The 16,442-nt window shown below is 71.6% G+C and carries 15 protein-coding genes; 8 read left to right on the plus strand and 7 right to left on the minus strand.

Translation table 11 applies throughout. The annotated features are described in order from the left end of the window. Positions 1-11: 11 nt before the first annotated feature. The 6 genes from ACT80S_RS02565 to ACT80S_RS02590 form a co-directional block, all read right to left on the minus strand. A complete protein-coding gene (locus ACT80S_RS02565) occupies positions 12-1,022 on the minus strand; it encodes a transketolase family protein (protein ID WP_377412212.1) in 1,011 nt (336 codons plus the stop codon). Continuing rightward, on the minus strand, positions 1,019-1,879 hold the full coding sequence (locus ACT80S_RS02570; RefSeq protein ID WP_377412215.1) for a transketolase: 861 nt from the start codon (positions 1,877-1,879) through the stop codon (positions 1,019-1,021). Before ACT80S_RS02570 ends, ACT80S_RS02565 begins: the two co-directional genes overlap by 4 nt. Before the next feature lie 31 nt (positions 1,880-1,910). Then, positions 1,911-3,170, minus strand: coding sequence for a TRAP transporter large permease (locus tag ACT80S_RS02575; protein WP_377412217.1), 1,260 nt, complete (start codon positions 3,168-3,170; stop codon positions 1,911-1,913). Positions 3,171-3,194: 24 nt separating this feature from the next. Next, positions 3,195-3,722: a TRAP transporter small permease gene (locus tag ACT80S_RS02580; RefSeq protein ID WP_377412219.1), complete on the minus strand. Its 528-nt coding sequence runs from the start codon at positions 3,720-3,722 to the stop codon at positions 3,195-3,197. Between the two features lie 62 nt (positions 3,723-3,784). After that, positions 3,785-4,774 (minus strand): TRAP transporter substrate-binding protein, encoded by a 990-nt coding sequence (locus ACT80S_RS02585; protein WP_377412221.1) that lies wholly within the window; start codon positions 4,772-4,774, stop codon positions 3,785-3,787. Positions 4,775-4,813: 39 nt separating this feature from the next. Then, the gene (locus ACT80S_RS02590) at positions 4,814-5,563 is read right to left on the minus strand and encodes an SDR family NAD(P)-dependent oxidoreductase (RefSeq protein ID WP_377412223.1); all 750 of its coding nucleotides are present in this window, start codon (positions 5,561-5,563) and stop codon (positions 4,814-4,816) included. Between the two features lie 152 nt (positions 5,564-5,715). Here ACT80S_RS02590 and ACT80S_RS02595 point away from each other — a divergent pair, with 152 nt between their 5' ends. The 3 genes from ACT80S_RS02595 (at position 5,716) to ACT80S_RS02605 (ending at position 9,034) form a co-directional block, all read left to right on the plus strand. Then, the gene (locus ACT80S_RS02595) at positions 5,716-6,615 is read left to right on the plus strand and encodes a LysR substrate-binding domain-containing protein (protein ID WP_377412225.1); all 900 of its coding nucleotides are present in this window, start codon (positions 5,716-5,718) and stop codon (positions 6,613-6,615) included. A 153-nt stretch (positions 6,616-6,768) separates the two neighbouring features. Continuing rightward, a complete protein-coding gene (locus tag ACT80S_RS02600) occupies positions 6,769-7,767 on the plus strand; it encodes a tripartite tricarboxylate transporter substrate binding protein (protein ID WP_377412227.1) in 999 nt (332 codons plus the stop codon). A gap of 94 nt (positions 7,768-7,861) precedes the next feature. Further along, on the plus strand, positions 7,862-9,034 hold the full coding sequence (locus ACT80S_RS02605; protein ID WP_377412629.1) for a M20 aminoacylase family protein: 1,173 nt from the start codon (positions 7,862-7,864) through the stop codon (positions 9,032-9,034). Positions 9,035-9,079: 45 nt separating this feature from the next. Here the strand turns inward: ACT80S_RS02605 and cho are convergent, their stop codons facing one another. Beyond that, on the minus strand, positions 9,080-9,934 hold the full coding sequence (gene cho, locus ACT80S_RS02610; RefSeq protein ID WP_377412229.1) for an excinuclease Cho: 855 nt from the start codon (positions 9,932-9,934) through the stop codon (positions 9,080-9,082). Positions 9,935-10,088: 154 nt separating this feature from the next. On the opposite strand from cho, the gene ACT80S_RS02615 reads away from it, so the two are divergent. From ACT80S_RS02615 to ACT80S_RS02635, 5 genes are all read left to right on the plus strand, one after another. After that, positions 10,089-11,387, plus strand: a complete 1,299-nt coding sequence (locus ACT80S_RS02615) for an Hsp70 family protein (protein WP_377412231.1) — start codon at positions 10,089-10,091, stop codon at positions 11,385-11,387. A gap of 85 nt (positions 11,388-11,472) precedes the next feature. After that, positions 11,473-13,275 (plus strand): ShlB/FhaC/HecB family hemolysin secretion/activation protein, encoded by a 1,803-nt coding sequence (locus ACT80S_RS02620; RefSeq protein ID WP_377412233.1) that lies wholly within the window; start codon positions 11,473-11,475, stop codon positions 13,273-13,275. Between the two features lie 10 nt (positions 13,276-13,285). After that, positions 13,286-14,407 carry a hypothetical protein gene (locus ACT80S_RS02625; protein ID WP_377412235.1) on the plus strand — a complete coding sequence of 374 codons (1,122 nt, stop codon included), beginning with the start codon at positions 13,286-13,288 and terminating at the stop codon, positions 14,405-14,407. Positions 14,408-14,421: 14 nt separating this feature from the next. Further along, positions 14,422-15,228 (plus strand): hypothetical protein, encoded by an 807-nt coding sequence (locus tag ACT80S_RS02630; RefSeq protein ID WP_377412238.1) that lies wholly within the window; start codon positions 14,422-14,424, stop codon positions 15,226-15,228. A 138-nt stretch (positions 15,229-15,366) separates the two neighbouring features. Next, positions 15,367-16,332 carry a Bug family tripartite tricarboxylate transporter substrate binding protein gene (locus ACT80S_RS02635; protein ID WP_377412240.1) on the plus strand — a complete coding sequence of 322 codons (966 nt, stop codon included), beginning with the start codon at positions 15,367-15,369 and terminating at the stop codon, positions 16,330-16,332. Positions 16,333-16,442 lie beyond the last annotated feature (110 nt).

Genomic DNA, 16,442 nt, shown 5'->3' on the forward strand with positions numbered 1-16,442 from the left:
GAGGCCGGGCCTCAGGCCAGCCAGCCCCTGACCCGCTGCCCCAGCACCTCGCGGCTGATGCCGTAGCGGTCATGCAGCGTGGGCAGCGCGCCGGCGTCGAGAAAGGCGTCGGGCAGGCCGGCGAGCTGGAAGCCTGCGGGCTGCACGCGATGGCGCAGCAGCGCGCTGGCCACCGCCTCGCCCAGCCCGCCGACCACGCTGTGGTTCTCCGCGACCACCACCAGGCGCGGCTTCGCGCCCACCGCCGCCACGATGGCGGCCTCATCCAGCGGTTTGATGGTGGGGCAGTGCAGCACCGACACGCCGATGTTGTCCTGGGCCAGGTCCTGCGCCACTTCCAGCGCGCGCATGGTCATGATGCCACTGGAGATCACCAGCACGTCGTTGCCTTCACGCAGCATCTTGGCCTTGCCCAGTTCGAAGCGGTAGCCCTCGATCTCGTCCAGCACCAGCGGCACGTTGCCCCGCAGCAGGCGCATGTAGACCGGGCCCTGGTGGGCGGCAATCTGCGGCACGGCCTGCTCGATGTCCAGCGCGTCGCAGGGGTCGACGATGGTCAGGCCCGGCACGCCGCGCATCATGGCCAGGTCCTCGGTGGCCTGGTGGCTGGGGCCGTAGCCGGTGGTCAGGCCCGGCAGCGCGCAGCAGATCTTGACGTTGAGGTTCTCCTCGGCGATCACCTGATGGATGAAGTCGTAGGCGCGCCGCGTGCCGAACACCGCGTAGGTGGTGGCGAAAGGCACCAGCCCCTCCTTCGCGAGGCCCCCTGCCGCGCCCATGAGGAGCTGCTCGGCCATCCCCATCTGCATGAAGCGCTCGGGGTAGGCCTGTGCGAACAGGTGCAGGTCGGTGTACTTGGCGAGGTCGGCGGTCAGGCCTACGACCTCGGGCCGGTTCGCCGCGTACTCGACGAGCGCCTTGCCGAAGGGAGCGGCCTTCACCCGCTGCCCCTCGGAGGCGATGGAGGCGATCATCGCCGAGGTGGTCAGGCGGGGCTTCTTGTCTGCGACGGCGGCGTTCATGCCGAGGCTCCTTCGAGGGTGGGGGCGGTCTGGTCGAGGATGTCGAGGGCCTGCTGCCACTCGGGCGGGTCGACCCGGATGAAGTGGTTCTTGTCACGCTGCTCGAGGAAGGGCACGCCCTTGCCCATGAGGGTGTCGAACAGGATCACGCGCGGCTGGGGTTCCTTCAGCGCGCGTGCCGTGTCGAAGGCGGCGAGGACCGCGGGCAGGTCGTTGCCGTCCACGCGCTGCACGTGCCAGCCGAAGGCCGCCCACTTGTCCGCGAGCGGCTCGAAGCCCAGCACCTTGGTGGAAGGGCCGTCGGCCTGCTGGTTGTTGATGTCCACCAGGCAGACCAGGTTGTCCAGCCGGTGGTGGGCGGCGGACATGGCGGCCTCCCAGGTGGAGCCTTCGTCCAGCTCGCCGTCGGACATGGAGTTGTAGACGAACGCCGGGTTCTTCTTCTGCTTCAGGCCCAGGGCCATGCCCACGCCGATCACCAGACCCTGGCCCAGCGAGCCGCCGGAAATCTCCATGCCGGGCGTGTACGTGGCCATGCCGGACATGGGCAGGCGGCTGTCGTCGCTGCCATAGGTTTCCAGCTCGGCCTCGGGGATGATGCCGGCCTCGATCAGCGCCGCGTAATGGGCGATGGCGTAGTGGCCGTGCGAGAGCAGGAAGCGGTCGCGGCCCTCCCATTCGGGATCCTCCGGGCGCAGGTTCAGGGCGTGGCGGTAGGCCACGGCCAGCACGTCGGACCAGCCCAGGGCCTGGCCCACGTAGCCCTGGCCCTGCACCTCGCCCATGCGGACCGCGAAGCGGCGAATGCGCCAGGCGGCCGAAGCCAGTGCCGCCAGCGTGGCGGGGGATTGGTTCATTGGAAACTCCTTGAAGGGGTGGGGGGCGGCTTCAGCGCAGGATGCTGGCCGGCACGTAAGACACCAGGGCGAGCACGCCGAAGGCGACAAAGTAGAAGGGCCCCAGCTCGCGCACCGTCTGGCCGACCTTGACCTTGGCCAGGGCGCTAGTGATGAACAGGGTGGTGCCCACGGGGGGCGTGTACAGGCCGATGGCCAGATTGACCACCATCATGATGCCCAGCTGGGTCATGTCCATGCCCACGGACTGCGCCAGGGGAACGAATACCGGCGTGAGCAGCAGGATCGCGGCGGGCAGGTCGATGAACATGCCCAGGAACAGCATCAGCAGGTTCATCAGCAGGATCACCAGCCACTTGGACTGCACGTTCGCCTGCACCCACTGGCTCACGCCCTGCGGCATCTGGTCGAAGGTGAGCAGCCAGCCGATCGCGGCCGAGGTCATGATGACCAGCAGCACAACCCCGGTGGCCAGGCCCGCATGGACGACGGCGTCGTTCAGCCGCTTCCAGCCCAGGTCGCGGTAGATCACCGCCGAGACCAGGCCGGCGTACAGCGTGGAGAGCACGGCCACCTCGGTCGGCGTGGCAATGCCGAAACGCAGGAAGATGATGATCAGCACCGGCAGCACCACCGCCGGCGAGGCGTAGGCCAGGTGCCGCAGGAAGGCAGCCCGGTCGAACGGCGTGAGGTCGCGGGGGAAGTTGCGGCGGCGGCCGACCCACCAGCACGCGGCCATGAAGCCCCCGCACATCAGGATGCCGGGCAGCACGCCGGCCACGAACAGCGCGGCGATGGAAGCGTTCGAGCTGAGCGCGAACAAGATCAGCGGGATCGACGGGGGAATCAGGATGTCGATCGTGGCGGCCGAGGCCAGGGTGGCGGCCGAGAAGGCGGCGGGGTACCCGAGGCGCTTGTGCCAGGGAATCAGCAGGGAGCCGATGGCCGAAGCGTCGGCCACGGCCGAACCCGAGACACCGCCGAAGAGCGTGGACGACAGCACGCCCACCTGCGCCGGGCCGCCATGGAAGCGGCCGATCAGCGCGGACAGCACGCCCACCAGCGCCTCGCCCAGCTTGCCGCCCATCATCAGGGTGCCGGTCAGCATGAAGAACGGGATGGCGATCAGGGGGAAGCTCTGGACCTGGGCCACCATCTGCTGCACCAGCAGGTCCAGCGGCACCTTGTCCGAGGCGGCGGCGGCCGTCATGGCTGCCATCAGCAGCGCATGCGCGATGGGCATGGCGATCACCGCCGAGCCCAGGAAGACGAAGAGGATCAATGCGCTCATGGCAATTCCTTCAGGGGTGACCCCTCACCAGTGTGCGGTGGGCACGTGGTGCGGGTCGGCGGCGCCGGCCTGGGCCGGCCGGCGCCAGGCCCGCCAGGCCGATTGCGCCGCCAGCACGGACAGCAGCGCCATGCCACCCATCACGCAGGCATAGGTGATGGAGCCGGGCAACTGCAAGATGGGGGACTTCTCGTCGTGGACCACCTCCAGCATGCGGAAGGTCGCGACGGTGAGGGTGGCGTACAGCACTGCGACCACGCTCCAGCTCACCACGGTGACGATGCGGCGCGCGCCGGCGCCCACCGCCTCCATCAGGAAGGTGGTCGCGATGTGCGCGCCCTGCAGGGATGCAAGCACCACCCCGGACATCACCAGCCAGGGAAACAGCAGTTCGGGAACCTCGTTGGCCCACTGCAGGCTGGCGCCAGTGGCATAGCGAAGGACGGTATTGGCCACCAGGATCACGAAGATCACCGCGGTGGACAGCCACAGCACGAGCCGGCACAGGCCGGCCACGCCGCGCTCGATCACGCTGGATTCGGCGGTTTGCATAGGAATCTCTCCGGAGGGGGACACGGCACCCCGCGGCTCGCGCGGAGTGCCTGCGGGCGGGCTTACTTGGCGCGCGCGGCGGCGACGACCTTCTTGACGTACGGGCCGATGTTGCCGGCCATCCACTTCTCGGTGACGTCACCGGTGGCCTTGGCGAACGCTGCATGGTCCGGCGTCGTGACCTGCACGCCCTTGGACTTGAGGTCCGCCAGCAGCTTGTCGTCGGCCTCCTGCGACAGCTTGCGCTGCAGCGCGGTCGCCTCGGCGGCAGCCTCCTGCACCGCCTTCCGGTCGGCCTCGGAGAGGCGGTCCCAGCTGCGCTTGCTCATAAGGAAGGGCGTCATCTGGAACTGGTGGCTGGTCAGGGACAGGTGCTTCTGCACCTCGTACAGCTTGCTGGCATGGATGTTGACCAGCGGGTTCTCCTGACCGTCCACCACGCCCTGCTGGAGCGCGACGTAGAGCTCGGCGAACTTGATCTGCTGGGCCTCGGCGCCCACCGACTTCATGATGTCCACCAGGGTGGCATCGGGCGGCACGCGCATCTTCAGGCCCTTCATGTCGTCCACCTTGGAGATCGGGCGCTTGCTGTTGGTCATGTGGCGGATGCCGTTGTCCCAGGTGCCCAGGAGCACCATGCCCTTCTCGATGGAGCGCTCGCCCAGCTCCTTGCCCAGGGGGCCATCGAGCAGCCTGAAAGCCGCGGCGGGCGAAGCGAACAGGAAGGGCATGCCGTAGGCGTTGAACTCCGGCACGGCGTTGGCCACCGCGCCCTGGGAGTTGGCGGACATATCCAGCGCGCCGGTGCGCAGCGCCGTCACCATCGCGGCATCGTCGCCGAGTTGGGCGGAGGGGGCCACCTGCACCTCGATGCGGCCGCCGGTCTTGGCCTTCAGGACTTCGGCGAACTTGACCGAGGCCTCGTGGCGCGGGTTGCCCGGCGCGGCGCCGTGGCCCAGCGTGAGCTTGACGGCCTGGGCCTGGGCGGCCAGGGGCAGCAGGGCCATGGCGACGGCTGCGAGCAGGGTGCGAGTGAACGTCTTGCGTTGCATGGTGTGTGTCTCCGGGTTTTCTGGTGATCGGGGTAGGGGTCAGTGAATCAGCATGCCGCCGTTCACGTCGAGCGTGATGCCGGTGCAGTAGGCGGACAGGTCGCTGCCGAGGAAGACGCAGGCGCCGGCCACGTCGTCGGCGCGGCCCAGGCGAGCCAGGGGAATGGTGTCCTCGATGTCCTTCTTGCGCTCGGGGCTGAGTTTGCCTTGCGTGATGTCGGTCTCGATCAGGCCCGGGGTGATGCAGTTCACGCGGATGCCCTCGATGCCGAACTCGCGGGCCATGGCGCGGGCAAGGCCCAGCACGCCGGCCTTGGCCGCCGAATAGTGCGGGCCGCCGAAGATGCCGCCGCCGCGCTGCGCGGAAACCGAGGAGATGCAGACGATGGAGCCGCCCTTGCGCTCACGCATGGCGGGCAGCACGGCCTGCGACATGTAGAGCGTGCCGCGCAGGCTCACGTCCAGGATGCGGTCGTAGTCGGCGCCGGTGATCTCCAGCGTCTTCACCGGCTGGGTGATGCCGGCGTTGTTCACGAGGATGTCGATGCGGCCGAAGGCCTGAAGCACGGCGGCCGCGGCGGCCTCGCAGGCGGCTTTGTCGGTCACGTCGCCCACCAGGCCCAGGTGTCCCTCGCCCAGGCGGGCGGCGGCGCCGGCCGGGTCGGCGCGCTCCAGGTCCATGATCACCACGCGGGCGCCCTGAGCCGCCATCTGGCGTGCGGTGGCGAAACCCAGGCCGTTGATGCCGGCGCCGCCGGTGATGACGGCCACTTTGTCTTTCAGAAGCATCGGTCTTGTCTCCAGTGAGGGGGTCGTTTCGGGGGGCGGGCCGGGGGCGGCCTCGTCCATGCCGCGAATGATCGGGAGCCCCCTGCATTACGACAAGCGATGAGTTTTCAGCCTAAGATGACAAACCGTCATCTGACCTCAGGGTTGCCCCCATGCCGGCCTTGCCCCCCATCACCAACCTCCAGGCCTTCGAGGCCGTGGCCCGCCGCCGCAGCTTCGCCCTCGCCGCCGCGGAGCTTCACCTCACCGCCTCGGCCATCAGCCACCAGATCGCGCGGCTGGAGGCGCAGCTGGATGTGCGCCTGTTCGAGCGCAGCGCGCACGGCGTTCGCCTGAGCCCCGCGGGCGAGCACTACCTGCTGCGGGTGGGCGCGGCGCTGTCCGCCATCTCGGCGGCCAGCGACGACCTGCGCCAGGGCGTTCGCAACAGCCTGTACGTGCACTCCGCCCCCAGCATCGCCTCGCTGTGGCTGATGCCGCGGCTGCGCCGCTTCGCCCAGGCCTACCCCGAGATCTCGCTGAACCTCTCGGCCGCCCACACGCCCAGCGACTTCGCGCTGGGCCAGGCCGACATCGACATCCGCTACGGGGTGCCGCAGTGGGGCGACCTGGTGGTGGAACCCCTGTTCGAGGAGGCCATCGTGCCCCTGGCCAGCCCCGCCTTCATCAAGGAGCACAAGCTCAAACGGGCGGAGCAGTTGCTGGAGGTGCCCCTGATCCAGAGCAACGTGAGCGTGGTGCAGTGGTCGGACTGGTTCACCCGCTTCACCTCGCTGCGCGCGCCCGACCGCTTCCCGGTGCGCTTCGACCGGGCCCAGATGTCGCTGGACGCCGCCACCCAGGGCCTGGGCGTGGCGCTGGAGAGCGCGGTGAACGCCGGCGGCCACCTGGCCGAAGGCAAGCTCAAGCCGGTGTTCGGCATGGACCGGGCCATCGGGGTCAAGGCCCACTTCGCCGTGTACCCCGAGCGCCATGCCAAGCGGCCGGCAGTGGAAGCCTTCCTGTCGTGGCTGCATCGGGAGGCGGCGACGACGCCGGGGCGCATGCGCTGAGGGCGGCCCGGCGCGGGGCGCCGAATCATCCGTTTTCCTCATCATTATCAGGAAAATAATGCATTGGACACATGGTTTTCCAAGGCCTAGGATCCGCTCCGCCTGCTGCCGACACGCTGGGCAGCGCGATCCCGAGAACCCTGGAGACACGCCATGACCCCTTCCCGCCGCCACCTGTTCCGCCATGCCGCGGCCGCCCTCGCCGCCCTGGGCCTGGCCGGCGCCGCCCTCGCGCAGCAATTCCCCGGCAAGCCGGTGACGCTGATGGTCCCCTACCCCGCCGGCGGCCCGTCGGACGTGGTGGCCCGCAGCTTCAACGTGCAACTCGGCAAGGCGCTGGGCCAGCCGGTGATCGTGGAGAACCTGGGCGGCGCCACCGGCGGCATCGCCGCGCAGAAGGTGCTCAATGCGCCCGGCGACGGCCACTACCTGTTCCAGGGCTCGCCCAATGAATTGATCCTCTCGCCCCTGGCCAACGCCTCGGTGAAGTTCCGCAGCGAGGACTTCCGCCTGGTGCAGATGATCGAGGCCTCGCAGATCGGCTTCGTGGCCCGCAAGGACCTGCCGGTGAACAGCGTGGACGAATTCCTCGCCTACGCCCGCAGGCAGGCCGCGGCCGGCAAGCCCGTGACCTATGCCAGCGTGGGGCCCGGCTCGTTCTACCACCTGCTCGGCGAGCACCTGTCCAAGGTCACCGGCATCCCGATGACCCATGTCCCCTACAAGGGCGCCGCGCCCGCCAACCAGGACCTCCTGGGCGGCCAGGTCGACATCTTCCTCAGCCCCTACGGCAAGAACTACGACGAGATGGCCAAGCAGGGCAAGCTCAAGGTGCTGGCCCTCCTGAGCAAGGAGCGGGTCGAGGGCGCCCGGGACGTCCCCGCCATCGGCGAGAGCAAGGCGCTGAAGGACTTCACCTTCCACATCTGGTCCGGCATCTTCGTGAAGCGGGACACGCCCGAGCCGGTGGTGCAGGCGATCCACAAGGCCCTGGGCGAGGCGCTGGCCGACCCGGCGGTGCGCGCTTCGCTGGAGGCCAACAGCCGGACCCCGGCGAAATCGCAGCCCCTGCCGGCGATGGCCAAGGTCTATGCCGACGGCATCGCGCAGTTCCGCGCCATCGCCAAGTCGATCGACCTGCAGCCCCAGTGAGGCGATGGGCACGATGGGCACGATGGGCACGATGGGCGAGATGACCGGGATGCGCGAAACGCACGGCGGGCGCGGCCTGGCCGGCGTGACCGGGATGGTCGAGGCGCTGCGCGCCACGGCCGACGAATTCGTCGCGCTGCGCCGCGACATCCACCGCCACCCGGAGCTGGGCTACCAGGAGTTCCGCACCAGCGACCTGGTGGCCGAGCGCCTGGCCGCCTGGGGCTACGAGGTCACGCGCGGCCTGGGCGGCACCGGCGTGGTGGGGCAGCTGCGACGGGGCGACGGCCAGCGCCGCCTCGGCCTGCGCGCCGACATGGACGCCCTGCCGATCCACGAGCAGACCGGCCTGCCGCACGCCAGCGTCCATGCCGGCCTGATGCATGCCTGCGGCCACGACGGCCACACCGCGATGCTGCTGGCCGCCGCCCGGCACCTCGCCGAGCACGGGCGATTCAGCGGCACGCTGAACCTCATCTTCCAGCCCGCCGAGGAAGGCCTGGGCGGCGCCAGGAAGATGATGGAGGACGGCCTGTTCCAGCGCTTTCCCTGCGACGCGGTCTTCGCCATGCACAACATGCCGGGCTTCCCGCGCGGCCGGCTGCTTCTGCGCGAGGGACCGACGATGGCGGCCAGCGAGAACATCACCATCACCCTGCGCGGGGTGGGCGGCCATGGCGCCATGCCGCACCACGCCGCCGACCCGGTGGTGGCGGGCGCGGCCATCGTCATGGGCCTGCAGACCATCGTCTCGCGCAACGTGGCGCCGCTGCAGATGTCGGTGATCACCGTGGGCGCGTTCCAGGCCGGCCAGGCGAACAACGTGATCCCCAACGAGGCCACCCTGAAACTGAGCGTGCGCTCGCTGGACCGCGAGGTCCACAAGACCCTGAAGCGCCGCATCGGCGAGCTGGTGGACCTGCAGGCGCGCAGCTACGGCGTGCAGGCGACCGTGGACTTCCAGGGCGGCTACCCGGTGCTGGTGAACACGCGGGCCGAGACCGAGTTCGCGCGCCAGGTGGCCCTGGAGCTGGTGGGGCCGGACCAGGTCACGCTGCAGGCCGAGCCGCTCACCGGCAGCGAGGACTTCGCCTTCATGCTGGACGAGGTGCCGGGCTGCTACCTGTACATCGGCAACGGCGACGAAGCCACCGGCGGCCACGGGGCCTGCATGGTGCACAACCCGAACTACGACTTCGACGACGCCAACATCCCGGTGGGCGCGGCGTACTGGGCGCTGCTGGCGCAGCGGTTCCTGGCGGACTGAGCGCCCCCGCAAGGCCCGGGCCCTGGCGGCCCGGACGCCTCGACGCTAGAGGGCCACCACCTCCACCGCCTGCGTGAGCACCGGCCCCACCAGGATCCGGTAGCCATCGGCATCGAATCCCGCCGCCACGCTGCGCAGCGCGCGGGCCTCGTCGAGGCTGGCGGCACTGCCCAGGTAGCACCAGTTGCGCACCACATGGACCTGGGTGAGGTCCGCGTCGCGCTCGACCAGCCCCACGGCGCCCGGGTAGGGCCAGCACGCCACCCGCAACCGCTCCAGGCGGGCGAGCAGGCGCTCGTGGTGCGCCTCGGGCGGCTCGTCGCCGCGGCACACGCCCGCGCACTGGCGGATCGCGGCGCGGAAGCACGCCTTGCCCGGCGGCAGCTTCTCCAGGCCGAGGCCGCCGTAGCACAGGCGCGCCTCGTCGGCGATGTCGCGCAGCGCCTCGAGCGCCGCATGGCGGCTGGAGAACAGGCCGTACAGCTCGGGCGCGGTGGCGAAGTCCAGGTCCTTGGAGTAGACGACCTGCGGCCTCCCCTCCACCAGCTGCAGGCTGCACAGCTGCCGGTTGCGCCGCAGCTTCTGGTTGAACAGCGGATGCAGCTGCTTGATCTGCTGCGCCTCCAGCAGCAGCGCGCCGATCTCGCCGGCGGTGCGGGTGCAGGTGATGCGGCGGGTCTGCCGCAGCAGGCGGGCCTCGTCGGGGTTGCGCAGGTGCGAGAGCAGGCGCGCGCGCAGGTTCACGCTCTTGCCGATGTACAGGGGCAGGTCGTCCGCCTCGCCGTGGAAGGTGTAGACCCCGGGGCCGGCCGGCGCGCCCTCGATGGCCGCGCGCAGGTGCTGCGGGTACTCGTAGGCGCTGGCGGGCTCGAAATCGCTGCGGCGGCGGGTCAGGTGCATGGGCAGGGGCGCGGCCGGGCGTGGGCGCCGGCGCAGCCGATACCGTAGCATGGGCCGGCCGCCGGCAGGCGCGGCGGCGCAGGCTTGGGCGGCGGCCTGCGGGGTGTCTAGAATGCGCCGCTTTGCCCGCGCGCCGCCGGCCGCGCCCTGCCCCATGCCCCACACCGCCCCGACCCCGGCCGCCCTCCCGAACGCCCCGGCGCTGGGCATCGACTTCGGCACCTCCAACAGCGTCGTCGCCGCGGTCGACGCCGGCGGCAACGCCCGCCCGCTGCCGGTGGAGGGCGACGCCACCACCCTGCCCACCGCCGTCTTCTTCAACGCCGAGGACAAGACCGTGCACTACGGCCGCGAGGCCATGGCCCTGTACCTCGCCGGCACCGAGGGCCGCCTCATGCGCTCCCTCAAGAGCCTGCTGGGCACGCCGCTGATGGACGAGCACACCGCAGTCGGCTGGGGCGAGCAGAAATTCCAGGACATCATCGCCCGCTTCCTCGGCGAGCTGGCGGCGCGGGCCCGCGCCCATGCGCCCGGCGCCGGCCGGCGGGTGGTGCTGGGGCGGCCGGTGCACTTCGTGGACGACGCCCCGCAGCGTGACCGCCAGGCCCAGGACTCGCTGGCCCAGGCGGCCGCCAGCGCCGGCTTCGAGGAGGTCAGCTTCGAGCTGGAGCCGATCGCGGCCGCCTTCGACTACGAGCGCCGCCTGGACCGCGAGGCCCTGGCCCTGGTGGTCGACATCGGCGGCGGCACCTCGGACTTCTCGGTGGTGCGCCTGGGCCCTGCCCGCGCCCGCCTCGCCGACCGCGGCGCCGACATCCTGGCCACCGCCGGCGTGCACATCGGCGGCACCGACTTCGACCGCAGGCTGAGCCTGGCGCACGTGATGCCCCTGCTCGGGCTGGGCCACGCCGGCCCGCAGGGGCGCGAGGTGCCCAGCGGGATCTTCTTCGACCTCGCCACCTGGCACCTGATCAACTTCCAGTACCAGCCGCGCGTGCTGCGCGCGGTGCAGGAGCTGCGGACCAACTACGCGCAGCCGCAGCTGCATGCCCGCCTCATGACCGTGCTGCGCGAGCGCCTGGGCCACCGCCTGGCCAGCGAGGTGGAGCACGCCAAGATCTCCTGCTCGGTGAGCGGCCATGCCACCCGCATCATGCTGGACGAGGTGGAGGCCGGCCTGTCCGCGCCGCTGGAGCCGGCGCGCCTGGCCGGCGACCTCGACGCCCTCCTCGCCCGCGTGGTCGATGCCGCCGGCGAGTGCCTGCGGCGCGCCGGCCTGGCCGGCGCCGCGGCGCCGGACGCGATCTACCTCACCGGCGGCTCCTCGGCGCTGGCCACGCTGCAGGCCCGCCTGGCCGCGCGCTGGCCCGGCGTGCCGCTGGTGCAGGGCGACCTGTTCGGCGGCGTGGCCGCCGGCCTGGCCTACACGGCGCAGCGGCGGTACGGGGCCTGAGGCCCGGCCCGGGCGCGGGCATTCGAGGGGGGAGACGGCCGGATTCGATGGTTTAATTCACACTCACTTACATCTCACTTTGGGAATGAAAGTGATTTCGACCATCAACCTGGCCGCCCCCATGATGCGAACCCGGCAGTCCTCCCCGCTCCTCGGAGGCCTTCTCGGCGGCCTCCTCGTCACGGCGGCCCTGGCGGCCTCCCACCCGGCCTGGGCCGCGGCGGACGCCGGCGAATTCATCCGCCGCTACCAGGACGAGACGGCACGGCGGCTGGCTCCCAGGCCCTCGGGCGCGGCGCCGCTGCCCCCCGAGGCGCAGTCCCGCTCCCGGCAGGTGGCGGCCACCAGCCGCGAGCGGATCCAGGTGGCGGCCTTCGAGGTCACCGGCGTCACCCGCTTCACCGCCGACGAGGTCGCGGCCGTCCTCCAACCCTTCCTCGGCAGGGAGCTCGATACCGAGGGCCTGCACCGCGCGGCCGACGCGCTGAACGCGCGCTACCGCCAGGCCGGCTACTTCGTCGCGCGGGTCTTCATCCCGCCCCAGCAGGTCGCCGGGACGCTGCGGCTCGAGGTCCACGAGGGCGTGCTCGACGCCAACGGGGCCTATGTCGCCAACCGGGGCCAGCGGGTCGACACGAAGGTCGTCCAGGGCATCCTGGACGCCCACCTGCGGCCCGGCGAGCCCCTGCGGCGTGACAGCGTCGAGCGGGCGCTGCTGCTGGCCGAGGACCTCCCGGGGATCACCACCGCGTCCGTCCTGTACCCGGGGGAACGCGTCGGCACCGCCCGGCTGCGGACCACGGTGACCGACCTGCCCCTGGTCTCCGGGAACGTGGACCTCGACAACTTCGGGTCGCGGTCGACCGGTCAGACCCGGCTGGGCACCACGCTGTACCTGAACAGCCCGAGCCGGACCGGCGACCAGGCGGTGGCACGGCTGGTCACCTCGGGTGAGCGCTCGCGCTACGCCTACCTGACCTACCTGGCCCCGGTGTCCCCGACCGGGACGCGCGCCGGGGCGAGCCTCGACCATTTCAGCTACGACGCCGACGACATCGCCGGCGCCGGCCGGTCCTCCGGGCATGCGTCGGACTTCCGCCTGTACCTGACCCATCCCGTCATCCGCTCGCGCCACGGCAACCTGAACCTGCGCGCCGACCTGTCCCACCTCGAGGTCAGCGACCGCAACGAGCTGCCGGTCGACGCGAAGCGGCGCATCCGCAGCGTCGCCGTGTCGCTGCAGGGCGACGACGACCGCGGCTGGGGCGGCACGGGACTGTCCACGTTCGGCGCCTCGGTCACGACCGGCTCGGTCGATGTGCGGGGCGACGCCGCCTACGAGGCGCTGGACAGCAGCACCGCGAGGACCGCCGGCGGGTTCACCCGGGCGAACCTCCAGCTGTCGCGGCTGCAGCACCTGGGCGGGCACTGGGAGTTCCTGGGCCGGGTCGGCGCCCAGTGGGCCTCGGCCAACCTCGACACCTCGCAGAAGTTCTACCTCGGCGGCGGCACGTCGCTGCCCGGCTACCCGCTCGGCGAGGCCGGGGGCGACAGCGGCACGGACCTGCACCTCGAGATTCGCCGCGACGTCCTCGCGCCCTGGAGCGGCACCCTGCATGCCGGCCTGTTCGTCGAGCAGGGCTGGGTGCGCAACCACAAGGCGACCTGGCCGGGGTGGCAGGGCGCCACCCCGGGCCTCGACAACCACCTCTCGCTCAAGTCCGTGGGGCTGAACGTCAACGCGACCCTGGGCACGGCCTGGGTGGCGCGGGCCACGCTGGCCCGGCAGGTCGGCGGCAACCCGATGCGCCAGCCCGCCACCGGGGCGGCGAGTGACGGGCGCACGTCCCGCACCCGGGCCTGGTTCCAGGCCATCCACTACTTCTGAGGAGCCCGCCATGTCGAAGATGCGTCTTGCCGCGGCGATCGCGTCGCTGGTCCCCAGCCTGGCGATGGCGGCTGCGAACTGCCACCGGTCCGGCGGTCAGCACCACTGCCAGGCCGTGAATGCCAACACCCATCCGGCCAGCACGCATCCCGCGCAGGCCCTGCCCCAACCCGGCCCGCAGGGCGGCACGCCGAACCCGCCCCTGGGCAGCCTGCCCCCGGACCACCACAACGTCGTCCTGGTGCCCCAGGCACCGGCGCTCGTCGTGCCGCCCCGGCAGCCGACGCTCGCCCCACCGCTCACCCAGTCCGCGCCCCTGCTCGCGCCGCCGCAGCCACTGCCTCCCAACGTGCCGCCGCTGCAGACCGTCAACGCCCCGCCGGTCACGCAGTCCGCGCCCCTGCTCGCGCCGCCGCAGCCGCTGCCCCCCAGCGTGCCGCCGCTGCAGACCGTCAACGCCCCGCCGGTCACGCAGTCCGCGCCCCTGCTCGCGCCGCCGCAGCCGCTGCCTCCCAGCGTGCCGCCCCTGCAGACCGTCAACGTCCCGCCGGTCACGCAGTCCGCGCCCCTGCTCGCGCCGCCGCAGCCGCTGCCTCCCAACGTGCCGCCCCTGCAGGCCGCCACCGTCCCGCCGGTCACGCAGTCCGCGCCCCAGCTCGCGCCGCCGCAGCCGCAGCCTCCCAGCGTGCCGCCCCTGCAGGCCGCCACCGTCCCGCCGGTCACGCAGTCCGCGCCCCAGCTCGCGCCGCCGCAGCCGCTGCCTCCCAGCGTGCCGCCCCTGCAGGTCGTCAACGTCCCGCCGGTCACGCAGTCCACGCCCCAGCGCGTGCCGGCGCAGGCCGTCCTGGTCATCACGGCCGCCACCCCGTCCGCCGGCGCGCCGGCCAGCGTGGTGACGCACCAGTTGGTGGTCCACGAGCCGCAGCGCCCACAGCCCGTGACCTCCGGCGAGCCGCAGGTCACGCGGCCTTACTCGCTGGAGTTCATCGAGCCGGGCATCCAGAACCACAAGGTCGAGGTCTATCGCAGCCGCGATGCGCAGGAAGCCCTCTACAAGGACACGATCCCGCTGAGCTCCGGCGGCTTCCACCTGACCGTCATCGGCATCCGCCACCCGGGGTATTCCAACTGAGCGGACGCAGCGCCATGCGTCTTCTTCTGCAAGCCACCCGCCCGCCACGAGGCCCTGGCGACCCGCAGGGGCGGCGCCAGGGCCTGCGGCGGCTCGCCGCCGCAGCCGCCCTCGCCTGGACGGCCCTCGCCGCCCAGGCCGCGCCGCCCGACCCGGACCGCCTCGCCAGGCCGGTACGCCTCGCCGAGGGACAGTCCTCGGCCGAACTCCGCGGCCGGGTCACCGGGCGCCAGTACATCGACCACACCCTGCGGGCCAGCGCCGGCCAACGCCTCACGCTCAGCCTGCGCAGCCCGCACCAGGCCCTGTACTTCAACCTGCTCCCCCCAGGCGAACGCGAGGCCGCGATGGCCATCGGCGAGCAGTCGGACAACCGCTTCGACGGCCTGCTCCCGGATGACGGCACCTACACGGTCCGGGTGTTCCTCCTGCGCGCCGCGGCCCGTCGCAACGAGAGCGCCGGCTTCACCCTGTCGGTCGGCCTCGCCGGCGCCCCGCTGCGGCCCCTGCCGGCGCACGCCGATGCGCGGGTGGCCGGCACCCGCTACCACGCCATCGCCGCGACGGCGTGCGAACCCATGTACACCCGCACCCGCGAGTGCGAGGCCCGCGTCGTGCGCCGCGGCACCGACGGAACGGCAACGGTGGAGCTCGCCTGGGACGGCGACCGCAGGCGCCGCATCCTCTTCCTGCACGGCGAGCCGAAGGCGTCCGATACGCACCAGCCGATGAGCGCGGTGCGCACCGGGCAGGGGTGGCGCGTGAGCTTCAACGCCGAGGAGCACTTCGAGATTCCCGACGCGCTCGTGCACGGCGGCTAGGCCTCGCGACCCGCGTCGGCGTGCCGAGCGCCCGCGGGCCGGGTCCCCCGCCGGCGATAAACTGCCGGGCCCGTACCGCGGAGTCCCGCGATGGCCCGAACGGACCCGGCCGCGCGAACGGGTGGAAGGACGCCACCGATGATCACCCGACTGAAACGCACCGCCGCCCTCCTGGCCCTCCTGCTGGCCGGCAATGCCCTCGCCGCCTTCCCCGAGAAGCCGATCCGCATCGTCATCGGCTTCCCGGCGGGCGGCCCGCTGGACCAGCATGCCCGCCTGCTGGCGGAACGCCTGGGCGCCGCGCTGGGCCAGCCCATCGTCATCGACTACAAGGCCGGCGCCGGCGGCACCGTCGGCGCGCAGGAGGTGATGCGCGCGCCGGCCGACGGCTACACCCTGATGCTGGCCAACACCGGCGTGATGGTGATCAATCCCGCGCTCTACACCCGACTGCCCTACCAGACCCTGCGCGACTTCACCCCCATCGCGCGCACCGCCATGCAGCCGCTCGCGCTGCTGGTGAACCCGAACCTGCCGGCCCGCACCCTGCCGGAGTTCATCGCCTACGCGAAGGCCCGGCCCGGGCAGGTCAACTACGGCTCGGCGGGCAACGGCGGCATCAGCCACCTGGTGCCCGAGATGTTCAAGAGCGCCACCGGCCTGTACATGGTCCATATCCCGTACCGGGGCAGCGCGCCGGCGTTCACCGACCTGATGGCAGGGCAGGTGCAATTCATGGCCGAGTCCATCCCGCAGGCGGCGGCTTACCACAAGCAGGGCAAGGTGCGGGCCCTGGCCGTGACCAGCCGCGAGCGCAACCCCGCCCTGCCCGACACGCCCACGGTCATCGAGAGCGGCCTCCAGGGCTTCGAGGTGGTCGGCTTCTACGGCTTCCTGGCGCCGGCGAACCTGCCGCGCGACGTCACCGCCCGCCTGAGCGACGCCTTCCGGCAGGTGCTCACCGCGCCGGAGATCCGCGCCCGCATGACCTCGCAGGGGGCGGACCCCGCCTTCCTGGGCAGCGAGGATTTCGCGAAGTTCCTCGCCGCCGAGATGCCCAAGTGGGCAGCCGCAGTCGCCAAGTCCGGCGCCAAGCTGGACTGAGGGCGGCGGGGCGCTGGCCCCTGCCCGGCGGCCACGCCTCGACTATCTATTTTCGAAGTATTCAAAACGACAGCCACTAGCGATCTCTTAACTTGTGTTTAGTAAGCCCC

This window comes from Ramlibacter sp. MAHUQ-53, assembly GCF_052600055.1.

Coding starts and splice junctions, on each gene's coding strand:
- ACT80S_RS02565 (WP_377412212.1), bottom strand. CDS start 1,022: ATGAACGCCGCCGTCGCAGACAAGAAGCCCCGCCTGACCACCTCGGCG.
- ACT80S_RS02570 (WP_377412215.1), bottom strand. CDS start 1,879: ATGAACCAATCCCCCGCCACGCTGGCGGCACTGGCTTCGGCCGCCTGG.
- ACT80S_RS02575 (WP_377412217.1), bottom strand. CDS start 3,170: ATGAGCGCATTGATCCTCTTCGTCTTCCTGGGCTCGGCGGTGATCGCC.
- ACT80S_RS02580 (WP_377412219.1), bottom strand. CDS start 3,722: ATGCAAACCGCCGAATCCAGCGTGATCGAGCGCGGCGTGGCCGGCCTG.
- ACT80S_RS02585 (WP_377412221.1), bottom strand. CDS start 4,774: ATGCAACGCAAGACGTTCACTCGCACCCTGCTCGCAGCCGTCGCCATG.
- ACT80S_RS02590 (WP_377412223.1), bottom strand. CDS start 5,563: ATGCTTCTGAAAGACAAAGTGGCCGTCATCACCGGCGGCGCCGGCATC.
- ACT80S_RS02595 (WP_377412225.1), top strand. CDS start 5,716: ATGCCGGCCTTGCCCCCCATCACCAACCTCCAGGCCTTCGAGGCCGTG.
- ACT80S_RS02600 (WP_377412227.1), top strand. CDS start 6,769: ATGACCCCTTCCCGCCGCCACCTGTTCCGCCATGCCGCGGCCGCCCTC.
- ACT80S_RS02605 (WP_377412629.1), top strand. CDS start 7,862: ATGGTCGAGGCGCTGCGCGCCACGGCCGACGAATTCGTCGCGCTGCGC.
- cho (WP_377412229.1), bottom strand. CDS start 9,934: ATGCACCTGACCCGCCGCCGCAGCGATTTCGAGCCCGCCAGCGCCTAC.
- ACT80S_RS02615 (WP_377412231.1), top strand. CDS start 10,089: ATGCCCCACACCGCCCCGACCCCGGCCGCCCTCCCGAACGCCCCGGCG.
- ACT80S_RS02620 (WP_377412233.1), top strand. CDS start 11,473: ATGAAAGTGATTTCGACCATCAACCTGGCCGCCCCCATGATGCGAACC.
- ACT80S_RS02625 (WP_377412235.1), top strand. CDS start 13,286: ATGTCGAAGATGCGTCTTGCCGCGGCGATCGCGTCGCTGGTCCCCAGC.
- ACT80S_RS02630 (WP_377412238.1), top strand. CDS start 14,422: ATGCGTCTTCTTCTGCAAGCCACCCGCCCGCCACGAGGCCCTGGCGAC.
- ACT80S_RS02635 (WP_377412240.1), top strand. CDS start 15,367: ATGATCACCCGACTGAAACGCACCGCCGCCCTCCTGGCCCTCCTGCTG.